This is a genomic window from Sphaerisporangium corydalis, assembly GCF_025506355.1.
GTDB lineage: Bacteria > Actinomycetota > Actinomycetes > Streptosporangiales > Streptosporangiaceae > Sphaerisporangium > Sphaerisporangium corydalis.
The window spans coordinates 1-1,109 of sequence record NZ_JANZYP010000157.1 but is presented as its reverse complement, the minus strand read 5'-3'; the positions used below and the strand labels follow the sequence as shown (position 1 = coordinate 1,109).

Sequence of the window (1,109 nt, the reverse complement as noted above, 5' to 3'; positions counted from 1 at the left end):
TGTACTGCCCTGTGAGGTTGGGTACGCGGCTGGCGGGTGGTTGGCCGTTGAGTGCGGTGTGGCCGCGGTGGTGATTGTAGGTGTGGAGCCAGCTGGGGAGTGCTTGGCGGCGTTCGGTCTCGGACTGGTAGGGCCGGGTGTAGGCCCATTCCTCTAGCAGGGTGCGGTTGAAGCGTTCGACTTTGCCGTTGGTCTGGGGCCGGTAGGGGCGGGTGCGTTTGTGGGTGATGCCTGCGGCGGCCAGGGTGTCGCGCCATAGGTGGGAGCGGTAGCAGGAGCCGTTGTCGGTGAGTACTCGCTGGATGGTGATGCCGTGGCCGGTGAAGTAGGCGTGGGCTCGGTGCCAGAACGCGGTGGCGGTTTCCTTGGTCTGATCGGCCAGGATTTCGGTGTAGGCCAGGCGGGAGTGGTCGTCGACGGCGTTGTGGAGGTAGTGGTAACCGAGGTTGGGGCGGCCGTGGGTGGTGCGGGTGCGGGCGGGGTCGCGGTGGGCGGAGCTGTTGGGTGCGCCTGCTGCCCGGCCCAGGGTCCGGTGGCCGCCGCCGTCGGGGATGTTGCCGAGTTTCTTGATGTCGATGTGGATCAGGTCGCCGGGAGCGGGATGTTCGTAGCGGCGCACGGCATGCCCGGTCGCGCGGTCCAGATGCCGTAGCCGGGGCAGGTGGTAGCGGGTCAGGATCCGGTGGACGGTCGAGGGGTTCATTCCCAGCAGGTAGGCGATCCGGGCCGGTCCCCACCGTCGCAGCACCCGTACTTTGATCACCCGTCGTTCGGTGCGGGTCGGTGTCTGTCTGGGGCTGTGATGCGGGCGTGAGGAGCGGTCCGCCATGCCGGCCTGGCCGTGCCGGCGGTACCGGGAGGCCCAGCGTGCGGCCGTGGTCACCGACACCTGGAACCGCTCGGCCGCCCGCCGCAACGGCCAGCCGTCCTCCACCACGCACCGGGCCAGCCGAAGCCGTCCTGTCTCGGTCAGCGGGGCGTTACGGTGGGGCATGAGGGCCTCCGGCAGGTCGGTGTAGACGTCGCAATCCACACCGAACCCGAAGGCCCTCACCCATTACAAGAACATCAACGCCGTGTCCGCGTACTCAACCTCCGTGGTCAGTACA

The 1,109-nt window shown here is 68.3% G+C and carries 1 protein-coding gene; it reads right to left on the bottom strand.

Going from position 1 to position 1,109, the window contains the following annotated elements; all coding sequences use genetic code 11:
• On the bottom strand, window positions 1-994 hold a 994-nt coding region (locus NYZ98_RS41315), incomplete at its 3' end, for an IS481 family transposase (protein ID WP_262851030.1).
• Between the last annotated feature and the right edge of the window lie 115 nt (window positions 995-1,109).